General features: G+C 57.9%; 3 protein-coding genes. 2 read left to right on the top strand and 1 reads right to left on the bottom strand.

Annotated elements, in window-relative coordinates; genetic code table 11:
* Positions 1-2: 2 nt before the first annotated feature.
* Entirely contained in the window at positions 3-1,358 is a 1,356-nt protein-coding gene (locus PSH76_RS00655) for a TolC family outer membrane protein (protein WP_032894249.1), read from the bottom strand.
* A 336-nt stretch (positions 1,359-1,694) separates the two neighbouring features.
* On the opposite strand from PSH76_RS00655, the gene PSH76_RS00650 reads away from it, so the two are divergent.
* Together PSH76_RS00650 and PSH76_RS00645 are read left to right on the top strand one after the other, a co-directional pair.
* Positions 1,695-19,385, top strand: coding sequence for a retention module-containing protein (locus tag PSH76_RS00650; protein ID WP_305493434.1), 17,691 nt, complete (start codon positions 1,695-1,697; stop codon positions 19,383-19,385).
* A 150-nt stretch (positions 19,386-19,535) separates the two neighbouring features.
* Positions 19,536-19,874, top strand: coding sequence for a hypothetical protein (locus PSH76_RS00645; RefSeq protein ID WP_032894252.1), 339 nt, complete (start codon positions 19,536-19,538; stop codon positions 19,872-19,874).
* Positions 19,875-19,907: the final 33 nt, after the last annotated feature.

Below are 19,907 nucleotides of genomic sequence, written 5' to 3'. Positions count from 1 at the left end.
GCTCAATTCATCCCAGGCAGTTGGACTTTAGGTTTCACGTCGTTCTGCACGACGGAGGCCATTGGTGCAACCACTCCCTGGCTCTTGAGCAATTCGCCCATGGTCGCCTTGATTCGGTACTGAGTAAATAACTGAATGTTCTTGATTTCTTCCAGGCGGCGGGAAGCAGTGAACAATTCATTCTCGCTGTCGAGCAAATCCAACAGAGTACGTTGACCAAGGCTGAACTGTTGCTGGTAGGACGTGCGTACGCGGGTGCTGTGATCCACGTACTGCTGGGCGACCGGCAATTGCGCGTTGGCGTTGTTCAGGGCGTTCCAAGCCAAGCCTAGCTCTTCATTGAGTTGGCGCAAGGCGTTGTTGCGGATGTCGAGCGCCTGGTTGGCCTGGTAGGACTTCGATTGCAGGTCGGCCTTGTTGCTGCCACCGGCGAACAGGTTGAAGCGCATGCGCACCATGGCTTCCCAGCCATTGCTGTGGTTGGGGTCACCGGAGACGTTGTTGTCGGCGTTGGTGCCCAGTTCAGCGTCAAAGCGTGGGTAGAACGTGGATTTGGCGGCATCGTACTGCTTCTCGGCGGCAGAGATATCCGACTCGGCTGAACGCAGCACCGGGCTGTTGTCGAGCATCTGGCGGCGCGCTTCGTTCAGGTCGGCTGGCAGCATGGCCATGAACGGGGCCGGACGCTCGAGTTCGTCGGGCATCTGGCCGACGGCGCTGAGGTAGTTGACCTGCGCGTCGGCCAGGTTGGTCTGCTCAGTGATCAAGTTGTTGCGGGCCTGGGCCAGGCGCGCTTCGGCCTGGTCCTGGTCGGCACCGTTGCCAACGCCACGCTGGGTGCGCAATTTGATCTGATCGTAGATGCGCTCGTGGTTGCGCAGGTTGTCTTCGGCCAGGCGCACGAACTCACGGCGGGTCAATACTTCCAGGTAAACCTGGGCAACGGTCAGCGCAGTGCGCTCGGAAGTCCCCAGCAAGGAGTAAGCGCGGGAATTAACGTTGGCTTGTTGACGCCCGACTTCGCTGGAGGTAGCAAAACCGTCAAAAATCATTTGCTGCAGGCGCAGGCTGGATTCGCCGCGGTTAAGCGTGTCCCAGTGATTGCCGCCAGGGTTGTTGGCGCGGGTGGTGGCGTTGTCGGTTCCTTGGCGGCCGTAACCGGCGTTCAAGTCGACACGCGGCAGGTAGCCACCTTGTGCGGCGCGCAATTGGTAATCGGCGGCGATGCGGCTGTTAACACCCGCCTGAATTTCCGGGTGTACGTCCAATGCCTGTTGCATGGCTTGGGGCAGTGTCTGGGCTTGTACGAAACTGGCGGCGAGAGCGAACGGTATTGCCTTGAACAGGTGCAGACGCATTTAAAATTTCCCCAAGACTTCTTGTCTTAAATCACAGCGATTGGCACCGCTGCGTCGGATAATGGCTACCGTAATGACCGTACGTCGGAAAGTTCAAAAAGCGGAACTGCTTCACACATGTAGGACGGTTCGCCGCATAAATATCAATGTGACATTACTAGGGCGATTGTTTAGGATGGCGACCATAAGGTCAATAGTTTGGCACAAACTAGATAGCTAAAAAATCCAGCCAAATATTTGACGTCAATGCATTTATAGACTACGCCCCCAGATTGGCAGCGCTAATAGCGCGCTGCGAAATGGATTTGTCGAAACGGATCGCCGGAGAAAATTTTAATGAGCAGTGTTGTTGCCACCGTCAAAAGCATTGTTGGTCAAGTTTTCGTAATTTCTCCGGAAGGTGCTCGCCGCGTCCTCATTGAAGGTGATCGCTTGTTCGCGGGCGACCAGATCGACACCGGTATGTCGGGCGCCGTGAGCCTGGAGCTGGCCGACGGTCGCATCCTGGACCTGGGCCGTGACACCCAGTGGAGCGCCGATATGCCGGACTCCACCGCCGACCTGGCGGCGGCCAGCGAGCAAGCCGCGCCATCGGTGGCCGAGTTGCAACAAGCCATCGCCGCCGGCGCCGACCCGACCACCGAGCTGGAAGCCACCGCGGCTGGCGCAAACGCTGCCGGTAACGGTGCCGCCGGGGGTGGCCATAGCTTCGTGGTGCTGGATGCGACCGCCGGCCGCGTCGATCCCACCATCGGCTTCCCCACCGGCACACTTGGCCAGGGCACTTCGGCTCTCAACGCGCTGACCGGCGCCCCAGGCTCCGCTGACGCGGGCAACCTGGTGCTGCAGCCGTCGACCCTGTCCGTGAGCGCAACGCCCACCATCACCGAAGCCGGTGGTGTGCTGACCTACACCGCCACCGTGACCAGGCCCTCCACCAGCGACCTGACCGTCACCTTGTCCAATGGCGCGGTGATTACCATCCCGTCCGGCCAACTGACCGGTACGGTCAACGTTCCCCTGGCCCCTAACGACACCCCCTACAACGACCCGAGCCAGATCAGCGTGGGCGTTACCGGCACCAGCGGCGGCGGCAACCTGGTGTTGACCATCGACCCTAACCCGGCCGTGACGCAGATCACCGACACCATTGACACCACCACGGTCACCCTGACCGCTGGCTCGTCCGTGACCGAAGGCGGCCAGATCACCTACACCGCCACCTTGACCAACCCGGCGCAGACCCCGGTGAACGTCACCTTGAGCAATGGCTCGGTGATCACCATCAAGGCCGGTGAGTCGACGGGGACCGTGGTCGTTGATACGCCAGCTAACGACGTCTACAACAACGGTTCGACGATCAGCACCACCATCACGGGCGCAACGGGCGGCAACTTCGAGAACCTGGTACCGAATACCACGCCTGCGGTCACCACCATTACCGATTCGATCGACACCACCACGGTTACTCTGACCGCTGGTTCGACCGTGACCGAAGGCGGCCAGATCACCTACACCGCCACCTTGACCAACCCGGCGCAGACCCCGGTGAACGTCACCTTGAGCAATGGCTCGGTGATCACCATCAAGGCCGGTGAGTCGACGGGTAGCGTTGTCTTTGATACGCCAGCCAACGACGTCTACAACAATGGTTCGACAGTCAGCACCACGATCACGGGCGCAACGGGTGGCAACTTCGAGAACCTGGTACCGAATACCACGCCTGCGGTCACTACCATTACCGATTCGATCGACACCACCACGGTCACCCTGACCGCGGGTTCGACCGTGACCGAAGGTGGCCAGATCACCTACACCGCCACCCTGACCAACCCGGCGCAGACCCCGGTGAACGTCACCTTGAGCAATGGCTCGGTGATCACCATCAAGGCCGGTGAGTCGACGGGCAGCGTTGTGGTTGATACGCCGGCTAATGACGTCTACAACAATGGCTCGACCGTCAGCACCACCATCACCGGCGCAACGGGCGGCAACTTCGAGAATCTGGTACCGAATACCACGCCTGCGGTCACCACCATTACCGATTCGATCGATACCACCACGGTCACTCTGACCGCAGGTTCGACCGTGACTGAAGGCGGCCAGATCACCTACACCGCCACCCTGACCAACCCGGCGCAGACGCCGGTGAACGTCACCTTGAGCAATGGCTCGGTGATCACCATCAAGGCCGGTGAGTCGACAGGCAGCGTTGTCGTTGATACGCCGGCTAATGACGTCTACGTCAACGGCAGCACCGTCAGTACGACGATCACCAGCGCGACTGGCGGCAATTTCGAGAGCCTGGTGCCGAGCACCACGCCAGCGATTACCACCATTACCGATTCGATCGACACCACCACTGTGACGCTGACAGCGCCAACCGAGGCGAACGAAGGTGGTCAGGTTACGTATACCGCCACGCTTTCCAATAAAGCGGGCACTGATGTCACGCTGAAGTTGGATAACGGCTCCTCGATCACGATCAAGGCTGGCGAAACTGTTGGCACCGTGACTGTGCCTGCGCCTACCGATGACGTGTTCATCGACAAGAGTACGCAGACCGTTCAGATCACTGAGACCTCTGGCGGCAACTTCGAGAAATTGGAAGTTGCAGGTAATGGCGCAACCACCACGATCAACGACACCCTCGACAAAGTCGATGTGGTTCTGACGGCCACCACCACCGTTGGTGAAGGCGGCAATATCGTTTACACCGCCAGCCTTGTGGATAAAAACGGTGCGCCGGTGACTAACATCACCAACCCGTTGACCGTGACTTTGGATAACGGCCAGACCATCACTATTGGCGTAAACCAATCGAGCGGTAGCGTTTCGGTTCTAGCTCCTGATGATGTGTACAAGGGCGACCAAACCGTCACCACCGCCATCAAAAGTGTCACTGGTGGCGAGCACTTCGAAAATCTGGTTCCAGGTACTACCCCGGTTAACACCACCGTTACTGATACCCCGGGCACCGATAACACCACTACCGTAACGCTGACGGCTCCGACCGAAGCGAATGAGGGTGGCCAGATCACCTATACCGCGACCTTGAGCAATAAGGCCGGTACCGACGTCACGTTGAAGTTGGATAACGGCTCTTCGATCACCATCAAGGCTGGAGAAACGGTTGGCACTCTGACCGTGCCCGCCCCTACCGATGACGTGTTCATCGATAAGAGCACCCAGACAGTCAAGATTACTGAGACTTCTGGCGGCAACTTCGAAAAACTCGAAGTGGCAGGCTCCGGCGCAACGACCACGATCAACGACACCATCGACAAGGTCGATGTAGTCCTGACCGCGACCACCACCGTTGGCGAAGGCGGCAACATCGTCTACACCGCCAGCCTTGTGGATAAGAACGGCGCACCGGTGACCAACATCACCAACCCGTTGACCGTGACTTTAGATAACGGCCAGACCATCACTATTGGCGTAAACCAGTCGAGCGGTTCTATCACCACCATCGCGCCAGACGATGTCTACAAAGGCGACCAGACCGTCACTACCGCCATCAAAGGCGTGACCGGCGGCGAGCACTTTGAAAATCTGGCTCCAGGTACTACCCCGGTTAATACCACCGTTACGGATACACCAGGCACTGACAACACCACTACGGTGACGCTGACCGCTCCGGCCGAGGCAAACGAAGGTGGCCAGATCACCTATACCGCGACCTTGAGCAATAAGGCCGGTACCGACGTCACGTTGAAGTTGGATAACGGCTCTTCGATCACCATCAAGGCCGGCGACACGGTTGGCACTGTGACCGTGCCTGCGCCTACCGATGACGTGTTCATCGATAAGAGCACGCAGACCGTCAAGATCACCGACGCTTCGGGCGGCAACTTCGAAAAACTGGAAGTTGCAGGCAACGGCGCAACGACCACGATCAACGACACCATCGACAAGGTGGATGTAGTTCTAACTGCTACCACCACCGTTGGTGAAGGCGGCAACATCGTCTACACCGCCAGCCTTGTGGATAAGAACGGCGCACCGGTGACCAACATCACCAATCCGCTGACCGTGACTTTGGATAACGGCCAGACCATTACCATTGGCGTAAACCAGACTAGCGGTAGCGTTTCGGTTCTTGCTCCTGATGATGTTTACAAGGGCGACCAGACCGTCACCACCGCCATCAAAGGTGTCACTGGTGGCGAGCACTTCGAAAATCTGGTCCCTGGCACTACAGCGGTGAACACCACCGTTACCGATACACCGAGCACCGATAACACCACCACCGTTACACTGACAGCGCCGACCGAGGCGAACGAAGGTGGGCAGATTACGTACACCGCCACGCTTTCCAACAAAGCGGGCACTGACGTAACACTGAAACTCGACAACGGTTCAAGCATCACCATCAAGGCCGGCGACACTGTTGGCACTGTGACCGTGCCCGCCCCTACCGATGACGTGTTCATCGATAAGAGCACCCAGACCGTCAAGATTACTGACGCTTCCGGCGGCAACTTCGAAAAACTCGAAGTGGCAGGCTCCGGCGCAACGACCACAATCAACGACACCATCGACAAGGTCGATGTAGTCCTGACCGCGACCACCACCGTTGGCGAAGGCGGCAACATCGTCTACACCGCCAGCCTTGTGGATAAGAACGGCGCACCGGTGACCAACATCACCAACCCGTTGACCGTGACTTTAGATAACGGCCAGACCATCACTATTGGCGTAAACCAGTCGAGCGGCTCTATCACCACCATCGCGCCGGATGATGTGTACAAGGGCGATCAAACTGTCACTACCGCCATCAAAGGCGTGACCGGCGGCGAGCACTTCGAAAACCTGGTCCCTGGTACGACGGCAGTGAACACTACTGTCACCGATAACCCTGGCACCGATAACACCACTACCGTAACGCTGACGGCTCCGGCCCAGGCAAACGAAGGTGGGCAGATTACGTACACCGCCACGCTCTCCAACAAAGCTGGCACTGATGTAACGCTGAAGTTGGATAACGGTTCGTCGATCACGATCAAGGCTGGCGAAACTGTTGGCACCGTGACTGTGCCTGCGCCTACCGATGATGTGTTTATCGATAAGAGCACCCAGACCGTCAAAATCACTGACGCTTCCGGCGGCAACTTCGAAAAACTGGAAGTTGCAGGCAATGGCGCAACGACCACGATCAACGACACCATCGACAAAGTCGATGTCGTCCTGACCGCCACCACCACCGTTGGCGAAGGCGGCAACATCGTTTACACCGCCAGCCTTGTGGATAAAAACGGCGCACCGGTGACCAACATCACCAATCCGTTGACCGTGACTTTGGATAACGGCCAGACCATTACCATTGGCGTAAACCAGACTAGCGGTAGCGTTTCGGTTCTTGCTCCTGATGATGTTTACAAGGGCGACCAGACCGTCACCACCGCCATCAAAGGTGTCACTGGTGGCGAGCACTTCGAAAATCTGGTCCCTGGCACTACAGCGGTGAACACCACCGTTACCGATACACCGAGCACCGATAACACCACCACCGTTACACTGACAGCGCCGACCGAGGCGAACGAAGGTGGGCAGATTACGTACACCGCCACGCTTTCCAACAAAGCGGGCACTGACGTAACACTGAAACTCGACAACGGTTCAAGCATCACCATCAAGGCCGGCGACACTGTTGGCACTGTGAGCGTGCCTGCGCCTACCGATGACGTGTTCATCGATAAGAGCACGCAGACCGTCAAGATCACCGACGCTTCGGGCGGCAACTTCGAAAAACTGGAAGTTGCAGGCAACGGCGCAACGACCACGATCAACGACACCATCGACAAGGTCGATGTAGTCCTGACCGCGACCACCACCGTTGGCGAAGGCGGCAACATCGTCTACACCGCCAGCCTTGTGGATAAGAACGGCGCACCGGTGACCAACATCACCAATCCGCTGACCGTGACTTTGGATAACGGCCAGACCATTACCATTGGCGTAAACCAGACTAGCGGTAGCGTTTCGGTTCTTGCTCCTGATGATGTTTACAAGGGCGACCAGACCGTCACCACCGCCATCAAAGGTGTCACTGGTGGCGAGCACTTCGAAAATCTGGTCCCTGGCACTACCGCGGTGAACACCACCGTTACCGATACACCGAGCACCGATAACACCACCACCGTTACACTGACAGCGCCGACCGAGGCGAACGAAGGTGGGCAGATTACGTACACCGCCACGCTTTCCAACAAAGCGGGCACTGACGTAACACTGAAACTCGACAACGGTTCAAGCATCACCATCAAGGCCGGCGACACTGTTGGCACTGTGACCGTGCCCGCCCCTACCGATGACGTGTTCATCGATAAGAGCACCCAGACCGTCAAGATTACTGACGCTTCCGGCGGCAACTTCGAAAAACTCGAAGTGGCAGGCTCCGGCGCAACGACCACGATCAACGACACCATCGACAAGGTGGATGTAGTTCTAACTGCTACCACCACCGTTGGTGAAGGCGGCAACATCGTCTACACCGCCAGCCTTGTGGATAAGAACGGCGCACCGGTGACCAACATCACCAACCCGTTGACCGTGACTTTGGATAACGGCCAGACCATCACTATTGGCGTAAACCAGTCGAGCGGCTCTATCACCACCATCGCGCCGGATGATGTGTACAAGGGCGATCAAACTGTCACTACCGCCATCAAAGGCGTGACCGGCGGCGAGCACTTCGAAAACCTGGTCCCTGGTACGACGGCAGTGAACACTACTGTCACCGATAACCCTGGCACCGATAACACCACTACCGTAACGCTGACGGCTCCGGCCCAGGCAAACGAAGGTGGGCAGATTACGTACACCGCCACGCTCTCCAACAAAGCTGGCACTGATGTAACGCTGAAGTTGGATAACGGTTCGTCGATCACGATCAAGGCTGGCGAAACTGTTGGCACCGTGACTGTGCCTGCGCCTACCGATGATGTGTTTATCGATAAGAGCACCCAGACCGTCAAAATCACTGACGCTTCCGGCGGCAACTTCGAAAAACTGGAAGTTGCAGGCAATGGCGCAACGACCACGATCAACGACACCATCGACAAAGTCGATGTCGTCCTGACCGCCACCACCACCGTTGGCGAAGGCGGCAACATCGTTTACACCGCCAGCCTTGTGGATAAAAACGGCGCACCGGTGACCAACATCACCAATCCGTTGAACGTGACTTTGGATAACGGCAAGACCATCACCATCGGTGTGAATCAGTCGAGCGGCTCCATCACCACCATCGCGCCAGACGATGTGTACAAAGGCGATCAAACCGTCACCACCGCCATCAAAGGCGTGACCGGCGGCGAACACTTTGAAAATCTGGTCCCAGGTACCGATAACGTCACCACAACTGTGACTGATACACCGGGTACCGATAACACCACTACCGTGACGCTGACGGCTCCAACCGAGGCGAGCGAAGGTGGTCAGATTACGTACACCGCGACCTTGAGCAACAAGGCCGGTACTGACGTCACCTTGAAGCTGGATAACGGCTCTTCGATCACGATCAAGGCTGGCGACACCGTCGGTACTGTGACCGTGCCCGCCCCTACTGATGACGTGTTTATCGATAAGAGCACTCAGACCGTTCAGATCACCGAAACCACCGGCGGCAACTTCGAAAAACTAGAAGTGGCAGGCAGCGGCGCGACCACCACCATCAACGACACCATCGATAAGGTTGATGTAGTTCTGACCGCCACTAACACCGTTGGTGAAGGCGGCAACATCGTCTACACCGCCAGCCTTGTGGATAAAAACGGTGCCCCGGTGACTAACATCACCAACCCGTTGACCGTGACTTTGGATAACGGCCAGACCATCACCATTGGCGTAAACCAATCGAGCGGTAGTGTTTCGGTTCTTGCTCCTGATGATGTTTACAAAGGCGACCAGACCGTCACTACTGCTATCAAAGGCGTAACCGGCGGCGAGCACTTTGAAAATCTGGTGCCGGGTACTACGGCGGTGAACACCACCGTTACGGATACCCCAGGCACCGATAACACCACCACGGTTACGCTGACTGCGCCAAGTGCCGTTAACGAAGGCGGCCAGATCACCTACACCGCGACCTTGAACAACAAGGCCGGTACTGACGTCACCTTGAAGCTGGATAACGGCTCTTCGATCACCATCAAAGCTGGCGAGACCGTCGGTACTGTGACCGTGCCCGCCCCTACCGATGACGTGTTCATCGACAAGAGCAGCCAGACCGTCCAGATCACCGAAACCACTGGCGGCAACTTCGAAAAACTGGAAGTCGCAGGTAATGGCGCAACCACCACGATCAACGACACCATCGACAAGGTCGATGTAGTCCTGACCGCGACCACCACCGTTGGCGAAGGCGGCAATATCGTTTACACCGCCAGCCTTGTGGATAAGAACGGCGCACCGGTGACTAACATCACCAATCCGTTGACCGTCACCTTGGATAATGGCCAGACCATCACCATCGGCGTAAACCAGACTAGCGGTAGCGTTTCGATTCTTGCTCCTGATGATGTCTATAAAGGCGATCAAACCGTCACCACCGCTATCAAGGGTGTGACCGGCGGCGAGCACTTCGAAAATCTGGTTCCAGGTACTACACCGGTTAACACCACCGTTACTGATACACCGGGCACCGATAACACCACTACCGTAACGCTGACAGCTCCGACCGAAGCGAATGAGGGTGGCCAGATCACCTATACCGCAACCTTGAGCAACAAGGCCGGTACTGACGTCACCTTAAAGCTGGATAACGGCTCGTCGATCACTATCAAAGCTGGCGAGACCGTCGGTACTGTGACCGTGCCCGCCCCTACTGATGACGTGTTTATCGATAAGAGCACCCAGACCGTCAAGATTACTGATGCTTCCGGCGGCAACTTCGAAAAACTGGAAGTTGCAGGCAGTGGCGCAACCACCACCATCAACGACACGATCGACAAAGTTGATGTGGTCCTGACCGCCACTACCACCGTTGGTGAAGGCGGCAACATCGTTTACACCGCCAGCCTTGTGGATAAAAACGGCGCACCGGTGACTAACATCACCAATCCGCTGACCGTCACCCTCGATAACGGCAAGACCATCACCATTGGTGTGAATCAGTCGAGCGGCTCCATCACCACCATCGCGCCAGACGATGTGTACAAAGGCGATCAAACCGTCACCACCGCCATCAAAGGCGTGACCGGCGGCGAACACTTTGAAAATCTGGTCCCAGGTACCGATAAAGTCACCACAACTGTGACTGATACACCGGGTACCGATAACATCACTACCGTGACGCTGACGGCTCCGGCCGAGGCAAACGAAGGTGGGCAGATTACGTACACCGCCACGCTGTCCAACAAAGCGGGCACTGACGTAACGCTGAAACTCGACAACGGTTCAAGCATCACCATCAAGGCTGGCGAAACGGTTGGCACCGTAACCGTGCCCGCCCCTACCGATGACGTGTTCATCGATAAGAGCACTCAGACCGTCAAGATTACTGACGCTTCCGGCGGCAACTTCGAAAAACTCGAAGTCGCAGGTAACGGCGCAACGACCACGATCAACGACACCATCGACAAGGTGGATGTAGTTCTAACTGCTACCACTACCGTTGGCGAAGGCGGCAACATCGTTTACACCGCCAGCCTTGTGGATAAAAACGGCGCACCGGTGACCAACATCACCAATCCGCTGACCGTCACCTTGGATAACGGCAAAACCATCACCATCGGTGTAAATCAATCGAGCGGTAGCGTTTCGGTTCTTGCTCCAGATGACGTGTACAAGGGCGACCAAACTGTCACCACCGCTATCAAAGGCGTAACCGGTGGCGAGCACTTTGAAAATCTAGTGCCGGGTACTACGGCGGTGAATACCACCGTCACGGACACACCAGGTACCGACAACACCACTACTGTGACGCTGACAGCGCCTAACGCTGTTAACGAAGGTGGCCAGATCACGTACACCGCAACGCTCTCCAACAAAGCTGGCACTGATGTAACGCTGAAGTTGGATAACGGCTCGTCGATCACTATCAAAGCTGGCGAAACCGTTGCCACCGTGACTGTGCCTGCGCCTACCGATGATGTGTTTATCGATAAGAGCACCCAGACCGTCAAGATCACCGACGCTTCCGGCGGCAACTTCGAAAAACTGGAAGTTGCAGGCAACGGTGCAACCACCACCATCAACGACACCATCGACAAAGTTGATGTGGTCCTGAACGCCACTACCACCGTCGGCGAAGGCGGCAACATCGTCTACACCGCCAGCCTTGTGGATAAAAACGGCGCACCGGTGACTAACATCACCAATCCGTTGACCGTCACCTTGGATAACGGCCAGACCATCACCATCGGCGTAAACCAGACTAGCGGTAGCGTTTCGGTTCTTGCTCCTGACGATGTGTACAAGGGCGACCAAACTGTCACCACCGCTATCAAGGGTGTGACCGGCGGCGAGCATTTCGAGAATCTGGTCCCTGGCACTACCGCGGTGAACACCACCGTTACGGACACTCCGGGTACCGACAACACCACTACTGTGACGCTGACAGCGCCAAGTGTCGTTAACGAAGGCGGCCAGATCACGTACACCGCGACCTTGAGCAACAAAGCCGGTACTGATGTAACGCTGAAGTTGGATAACGGCTCTTCGATCACTATCAAAGCTGGCGAAACCGTTGGCACCGTGACTGTGCCTGCGCCTACCGATGATGTGTTTATCGATAAGAGCACGCAGACCGTTCAGATCACCGAAACCACTGGCGGCAACTTCGAAAAACTCGAAGTGGCAGGCAATGGCGCAACGACCACGATCAACGACACCATCGATAAAGTCGATGTTGTCCTGACGGCCACCACCACCGTTGGCGAAGGCGGCAACATCGTCTACACCGCCAGCCTCGTGGATAAAAACGGCGCGCCAGTGACTAACATCACCAACCCGCTGACCGTCACCCTCGATAACGGCAAGACCATCACTATCGGCGTAAACCAGACTAGCGGTAGCGTTTCGGTTCTTGCTCCTGATGATGTGTACAAGGGCGACCAAACTGTCACTACCGCCATCAAAGGCGTGACCGGCGGCGAGCATTTCGAAAACCTGGTCCCTGGTACGACGGCAGTGAACACTACTGTCACCGATAACCCGGGCACCGATAACACCACCACCGTGACGCTGACCGCTCCAACCGAGGCGAGCGAAGGTGGTCAGATCACCTACACCGCTACCTTGAGCAACACGGCCGGTACCGACGTCACCTTGAAGTTGGATAACGGCTCTTCGATCACCATCAAAGCTGGCGAGACCGTCGGTACTGTGACCGTGCCTGCGCCTACCGATGATGTGTTTATCGATAAGAGCACCCAGACCGTCAAGATCACCGACGCTTCCGGCGGCAACTTCGAAAAACTCGAAGTTGCAGGCAATGGCGCAACGACCACGATCAATGACACGATCGACAAAGTCGATGTCGTCCTGACCGCCACTACCACCGTTGGCGAAGGCGGCAACATCGTCTACACCGCTAGCCTTGTGGATAAAAACGGCGCACCGGTGACTAACATCACCAATCCGTTGACCGTCACCTTGGATAATGGCCAGACCATCACCATCGGCGTAAACCAGACTAGCGGTAGCGTTTCGGTTCTTGCTCCTGATGATGTGTACAAGGGCGACCAAACTGTCACCACCGCTATCAAGGGTGTGACCGGCGGCGAGCATTTCGAGAATCTGGTCCCTGGCACTACCGCGGTGAACACCACCGTTACGGACACTCCGGGCACCGATAACACCACCACGGTTACGCTAACTGCGCCAAGTGCCGTTAACGAAGGTGGTCAGATCACCTACACCGCGACCTTGAGCAACAAGGCCGGTACCGACGTCACGCTGAAACTCGACAACGGCTCAAGCATCACCATCAAGGCTGGCGAAACTGTTGGCACCGTAACCGTGCCCGCCCCTACCGATGATGTGTTTATCGATAAGAGCACCCAGACAGTCAAGATCACCGACGCTTCCGGCGGCAACTTCGAAAAACTGGAAGTTGCAGGCAGCGGCGCGACCACTACGATCAACGACACCATCGACAAAGTTGATGTTGTCCTGACCGCCACCACCACCGTCGGCGAAGGCGGCAACATCGTCTACACCGCCAGCCTTGTGGATAAAAACGGCGCACCGGTGACCAACATCACCAATCCGCTGACCGTCACCTTGGACAACGGCAAGACCATCACCATCGGTGTGAATCAGTCGAGTGGCTCCATCACTACCATTGCGCCGGATGATGTCTATAAGGGCGATCAAACCGTTACCACCGCCATCAAAGGCGTGACTGGCGGCGAGCATTTCGAGAACCTGGTGCCTGGCACTACGGCAGTGAACACCACTGTCACCGATACCCCCGGTACCGACAACACCACCACCGTGACGCTGACGGCTCCGGCCCAGGCAAATGAGGGTGGGCAGATTACATACACCGCAACGCTCTCCAACAAAGCTGGCACTGATGTAACGCTGAAGTTGGATAACGGTTCGTCGATCACCATCAAGGCCGGCGAGACCGTCGGTACTGTGACCGTGCCCGCCCCTACTGATGACGTGTTCATCGACAAGAGCACCCAGACCGTCAAGATCACCGACGCTTCCGGCGGCAACTTCGAAAAACTGGAAGTTGCAGGCAATGGCGCAACGACCACGATCAACGACACCATCGACAAGGTCGATGTAGTCCTAACGGCCACCACCACCGTGGGCGAAGGCGGCAATATCGTCTACACCGCCAGCCTTGTGGATAAAAACGGCGCACCGGTGACCAACATCACCAATCCGCTGACCGTGACTTTGGACAACGGCAAGACCATCACTATCGGTGTGAATCAGTCGAGCGGTAGCGTGTCGGTTCTGGCTCCTGATGATGTGTACAAGGGCGACCAGACCGTCACCACAGCTATCAAAGGCGTGACCGGCGGTGAGCACTTCGAGAACTTGGTCCCTGGCACTGCAGCGGTGAACACCACCGTTACGGACACACCAGGTACCGATAACACCACCACCGTGACGCTGACAGCGCCAAGTGTCGTTAACGAAGGCGGCCAGATCACGTACACCGCGACCTTGAGCAACAAGGCCGGTACCGACGTAACGCTGAAACTCGACAACGGCTCAAGCATCACCATCAAAGCTGGCGAAACCGTAGGCACCGTAACCGTGCCTGCACCTACCGATGACGTGTTTATCGACAAGAGCACGCAGACGGTCAAGATCACCGAAACCACTGGCGGCAACTTCGAAAAACTCGAAGTCGCAGGCAACGGCGCAACTACCACGATCAACGACACTATCGACAAGGTGGATGTGGTTCTGACCGCCACCACCACCGTCGGCGAAGGCGGCAACATCGTCTACACCGCCAGCCTTGTGGATAAAAACGGCGCAGCGGTGACCAACATCACCAATCCGCTGACCGTCACCTTGGACAATGGCAAGACCATCACCATCGGCGTGAATCAGTCGAGCGGCTCCATCACCACCCTTGCGCCAAACGACGTCTACAAAGGCGACCAAACCGTCACCACCGCCATCAAAGGCGTGACCGGTGGCGAGCATTTCGAGAACCTGGTGCCGGGCACGACGGCGGTGAACACCACTGTCACCGACACGCCGGGCACCACCGACTTGACCACCGTCACCTTGACCGCCCCGACTGCGGTCAACGAAGGCGGCCAGATCACCTACACCGCCACCTTGAGCAACAAGGCCGGCAGCGACATGCTGGTCCAGCTCGACAACGGTTCGAGCATCACCATCAAGCAAGGTGAGACCGTGGGCACGGTGACCGTCCCGGCGCCGACCGATGACGTGTTCATCGACAAGAGCACCCAGACCGTCAAGATCACCGGCACCACCGGCGGCAATTTCGAGGGTGTGACCATCACTCCTGCGGGCGCCACAACCACCGTCAACGACACCATCGACGACGTGACCGTGGTGCTCAAGGCCACCGGTTCGGTCAGCGAAGGCGGGCAGATCGTCTACACCGCGTCCCTGGTCGACAAAAACGGCGCAGCCGTGAACAACGTGGGCTCCGACCTGGTGGTAAGGCTGGATAACGGCTCGACCATCACCATCGGCAGTGGCAAGTCCACCAGCTTCACGACGGCTACCGCACCGAACGATGCCTATGTCGGGGCCAATGATGTCAGCGCCAAGATCACCAGCGTGGTCAGCGGTGGCGACAAGTACGAGCATCTGATTGTTGACGGCAACCCCGCGGTCACCAAGGTCACGGATGTAGTGACTGATACCAAAATCAGCATTACGGGCGACGGTTCGGTCACTGAAGGTGGCACCGCCCACTACACCCTGACCTTGACCAACCCGCCGCAAACCGACGTGACCGTGACGCTCAAATACAGCGGCACCGCCACTGACGGTTCGGACTTCACTGGCGTGTACACCGTGAAGATCCCGGCAGGCTCCAGCAGTGTGCCGTTTGATATCCGCACGCTCGACGACAAGATCACCGAACCTACGGAACAGATCGTTATCACCATCGACAAGGTCACCGGGGGCAACTTCGAGAACCTGGTGATCGACAAAGGCACTGTCTCCACTGACATCATCGACAACGATGCGCCACCGGTCATTGATCTGGATGCCAACAACTCCAGCGGCGCCATCGGTGCCGACTTCAAGACCACCTTCACCGAAGGCGGCACCGGTGTGTCAATCGCTGACACTGACATCAAGATCACCGACCCGGACAGCACCCAACTGACCGGCGCCACCGTGGTATTGACCAACAACCAGCCGGGCGACTCGCTGAACTTCAGCGGCGTGAATGGCATCACCGTGACCCCGACTACCGACCCTGTCACCGGCAAAATCACCTTGACCTTGACCGGCACCGCGTCGCTGGCCGACTACATGCAGCAAATCAAGAACATCACGTTCACCAACAACAGCCACGACCCGAGCACCACGCCGCGCACCATCACCGTGACGGTGACCGACGGCGGCAACTACTCCAACGTGGCCACCACCACCGTCAACGTGGTGGCGGTCAACGATGCGCCAGTGGCCACTGGCGGTGCCGTGACCGGTACGGAAGACACCGCGCTGGTCCTGACCTGGACCAACTTCGGCGTGAGCGATGTGGACTCGCCACAAGCCAGCCTCGGGGTGAAAATCACCGAGCTGCCGGTGGCTGGCAAGCTGCAATACCTGGCGGCGGACGGCAGCACCTGGACCAACGTGACCAGCGGCCAGACCTTTACCAAGGCTCAGATCGATGGCGGCCAACTGCGCTTTACGCCGAACGCCAACGAGTCCGGCGCCGACGGTTATGGCGGCACCGGTGTGGGTAACAAGCAGGCGGATTACGCGCAGTTCAAGTTCCAGCCAACCGATGGCAAGGACCTGGGTACCAGCGCCACGGTGAAAGTCGATATCACCCCAGTGGCCGACGCACCGACCCTCAGCGTGGCCGACAACAGCGTCAACTCGACCGGCCTGGTCAAGCAAAGCTGGAGCAGCATTTCGGGGCTGGGCAACAACGGTAACGGCGCGGCACCGGCCGACCTGAAAAAAGCCATTGATAACGCCGGCACTCCAAATAGCACCGCGGTCATCAGCAACGTCGAGTCCACCGAAAACGTCAACCCCGGCTCAGGTTCGAAGATCTCTGGCCTGATGTACATGGAAGCCGGCAAGAGCTACACCTTCAGCGGCGTGGCCGATGACAGCTTGGTGGTCAATGTTGGCGGTAAAGACGTTGCCAGCGGTTTGTGGGGCACCAACAGCGGCAAGTTCAGCGGCTCGTTCACGCCAACCACCACCGGTTACTACAGCCTTGAGATCTACCAGGCCAACCAGGCGGGGCCTGGCAGCTTTGACGTCAACCTGTCGGTCAACGGCGGGGCGGTGCAGAACCTGAGCACCAGCACCGTGCCGCTGTACACCGGCCTCACCGACCTGACCAACGCCGGCGTAACCCTGTCCGACCTGCATGGCAGCAACGGCGACGGTTACTACGTGGGCTACAAGCTCAACGAAGGCCAGGAAAACGGCACGGTCAAATTGTCCAAGGTCACCACCGCGCTGACCGACACCGACGGTTCGGAAACCCTGAGCGTGAAGATCAGCGGCATTCCGGCAGGCTCGGTGCTTACCGACGCATCGGGGCACACCTTTACCGCGGGTAAAACCGTGGGCGAAGTGAATGTCACCGGCTGGGACCTGAACACCCTGACCATCAAGCCGCCGACCTACTACAGCGGCCAGTTCAACCTGACGGTCACCTCGACTTCCACCGAGAGCATCGGCGGTTCAGCGACCACCACCGCGCAATTGCCCGTCACGGTGCACCCAGCGACCTACAACTCGGTCACCGGCACCTCGGGCAGCGACACTATCAATGGCAGCGATGGCAACGACATCGTCGTGGCCGACATCGCCGGCCTGAACGTGGTGCAGGGCAAGAACTACAACATCGCGTTCATGGTGGACAGCTCCGGTAGTATGAGCGTCGCCTCGCTCGACGCCGCGAAGGCCTCGTTGACTTCGGTGTTCAACTCCCTCAAGGACAGCCTGGGCGCCAACACATCGGGTACCGTAAATATCTTCCTGGCGGACTTCGATAGCCAGGTGAAAAAGTCGGTGGCTATCAACCTCAACGATCCTAGTGCACTGACTCAGCTCAAAGCGGTGCTGAACTCGATGGCATCGGAAGGCGGTACCAACTACGAAGACGTGTTCAAGGCCACGGCCAACTTCTTCCAGAGCGACCTGGCGACCAAAAACACCGGCGCAACCAACTTGACGTACTTCATCACCGACGGCCAGCCGACCTACCACCAGAGCGGCGAGCAGACCAACCCGGTAGTGACTGACTTCTACGACTTCCGCACCACCGATGGGCGCCTGGACGACTACATCAGTGCGAACAACTATGTGCTGGGTAACACGTTCAGCATTAACGTCAATGGCGCTAACCTGCAGTTGATCGACGGCCAGGGCCAACTGCACCAATGGAAGCAGACGTTCCTGGGTGGTTGGTACGACAACGGCGTCATAGGTACCGTGCACGCCCAGGGTGACGGGACTTTTGAAGTCTCCTACCTCGACGGCTACGGTAACGGCACCAGCACCGCAACCATCAACAACGCCAACAGCGGTTTTGCATTGCTCAAAGGGTTGTCGGCGGTGGAAGCAATCGGGATCAACGGCGCCGTCAGTCTCGACGATCTCAAGCCGTACGATACCGATAACAAGCCGCAAACCAACATCGATCCGAAGGACCTCGCCAACGCTATCCTCGGCCACACCGAGGCGACGTTGCCGGGCGCGGACACCGTCAGCGGTGGCGACGGCAATGACATCCTGTTCGGCGACCTGGTGAGCTTCAGCGGGATCAATGGCGAGGGTTACAACGCGCTGCAGGCCTTTGTCGCACAGAAGACCGGCGTGGCTGTCTCGGCAGTGACTGCCTCTAACGTTCACCAGTACGTCACCGAGCACTATGTGGACTTCGGCGCCTCCGGCGCCAAAGATGCCGGCGACACACTGCTGGGCGGTGCTGGCGATGACATCCTGTTCGGCCAGGGCGGCAACGACACGCTCGATGGCGGCAAAGGCAATGACATCCTGCTGGGTGGCACCGGCAACGACATCCTGATCGGTGGCTCGGGTGCCGACACCTTTGTGTGGAAGTCTGGCGACATCGGCAACGATGTGATCAAGGACTTCAAGGCCTCGGAAGGCGACCGCATTGATCTGCGTGATTTGTTGAAAGGTGAAACCGACAGCACCATCGACAACTACCTCAAGATCACCACGGTAGACGGCGTGTCGACCCTGCAAGTGAGCAGTGAAGGCAAGCTCAACGCCGCCGGTGGCCTGGCCAATGCCGATGTGACGATCAAGCTGGAAGGCAACGATTGGTCCCACACCAGCATCAACTCGCTGATCAGTGGTGCCGACCCGACCATCAAGATCGACCACACTTAAGACACGATTAATCGGCCGCCCTTCCAGGCGGCCGATTTTTTGGCCTGCGGGCCGCTGGCTCTGGCGGACGGTGCATCGCATACTCACGCCCATACACGCAGCGTTGACCTATGCTGTTGAACGCCTGTGGCGCATTTTCGAGGGGTTGTTATGTTTTACGTGCAACGTGATGCACAGGGCGCGCTGGTTCGCGTAGAGGCTATCGCCTTTGCCGACTCCACTGAAACCCTGCCGGCCGATCACCATGAGATCCAGGCCTGGTACGCCAACGAAGTAGTGGAAACCAGCCTGGCCCAGCTCAAGCAAAGCGACTTGGAGATGATCCGGGTGCTGGACGACTTGATCCAGGTGCTGACCCGCAAAGGGGTGATCAGCGTGACCGACCTGCCCCCGGCAGCCCAGGCCAAGTTGATGGACCGTAACCAGGCGCGGGAAGCGTTGGGTGGGTTGAGCCAGTTGATCGATGATGACGAGAAAGGATTGATTTGATCCAACCGCTCCCACCCCAGTAGGAGCGAGCTT

The sequence above is a fragment of the Pseudomonas sp. FP215 genome (assembly GCF_030687795.1).
In the GTDB taxonomy this organism is placed as follows: domain Bacteria; phylum Pseudomonadota; class Gammaproteobacteria; order Pseudomonadales; family Pseudomonadaceae; genus Aquipseudomonas; species Aquipseudomonas salmasensis.
Note: the sequence above shows the minus strand (reverse complement) of the source record. Positions and strands in the feature narration are given on the sequence as shown.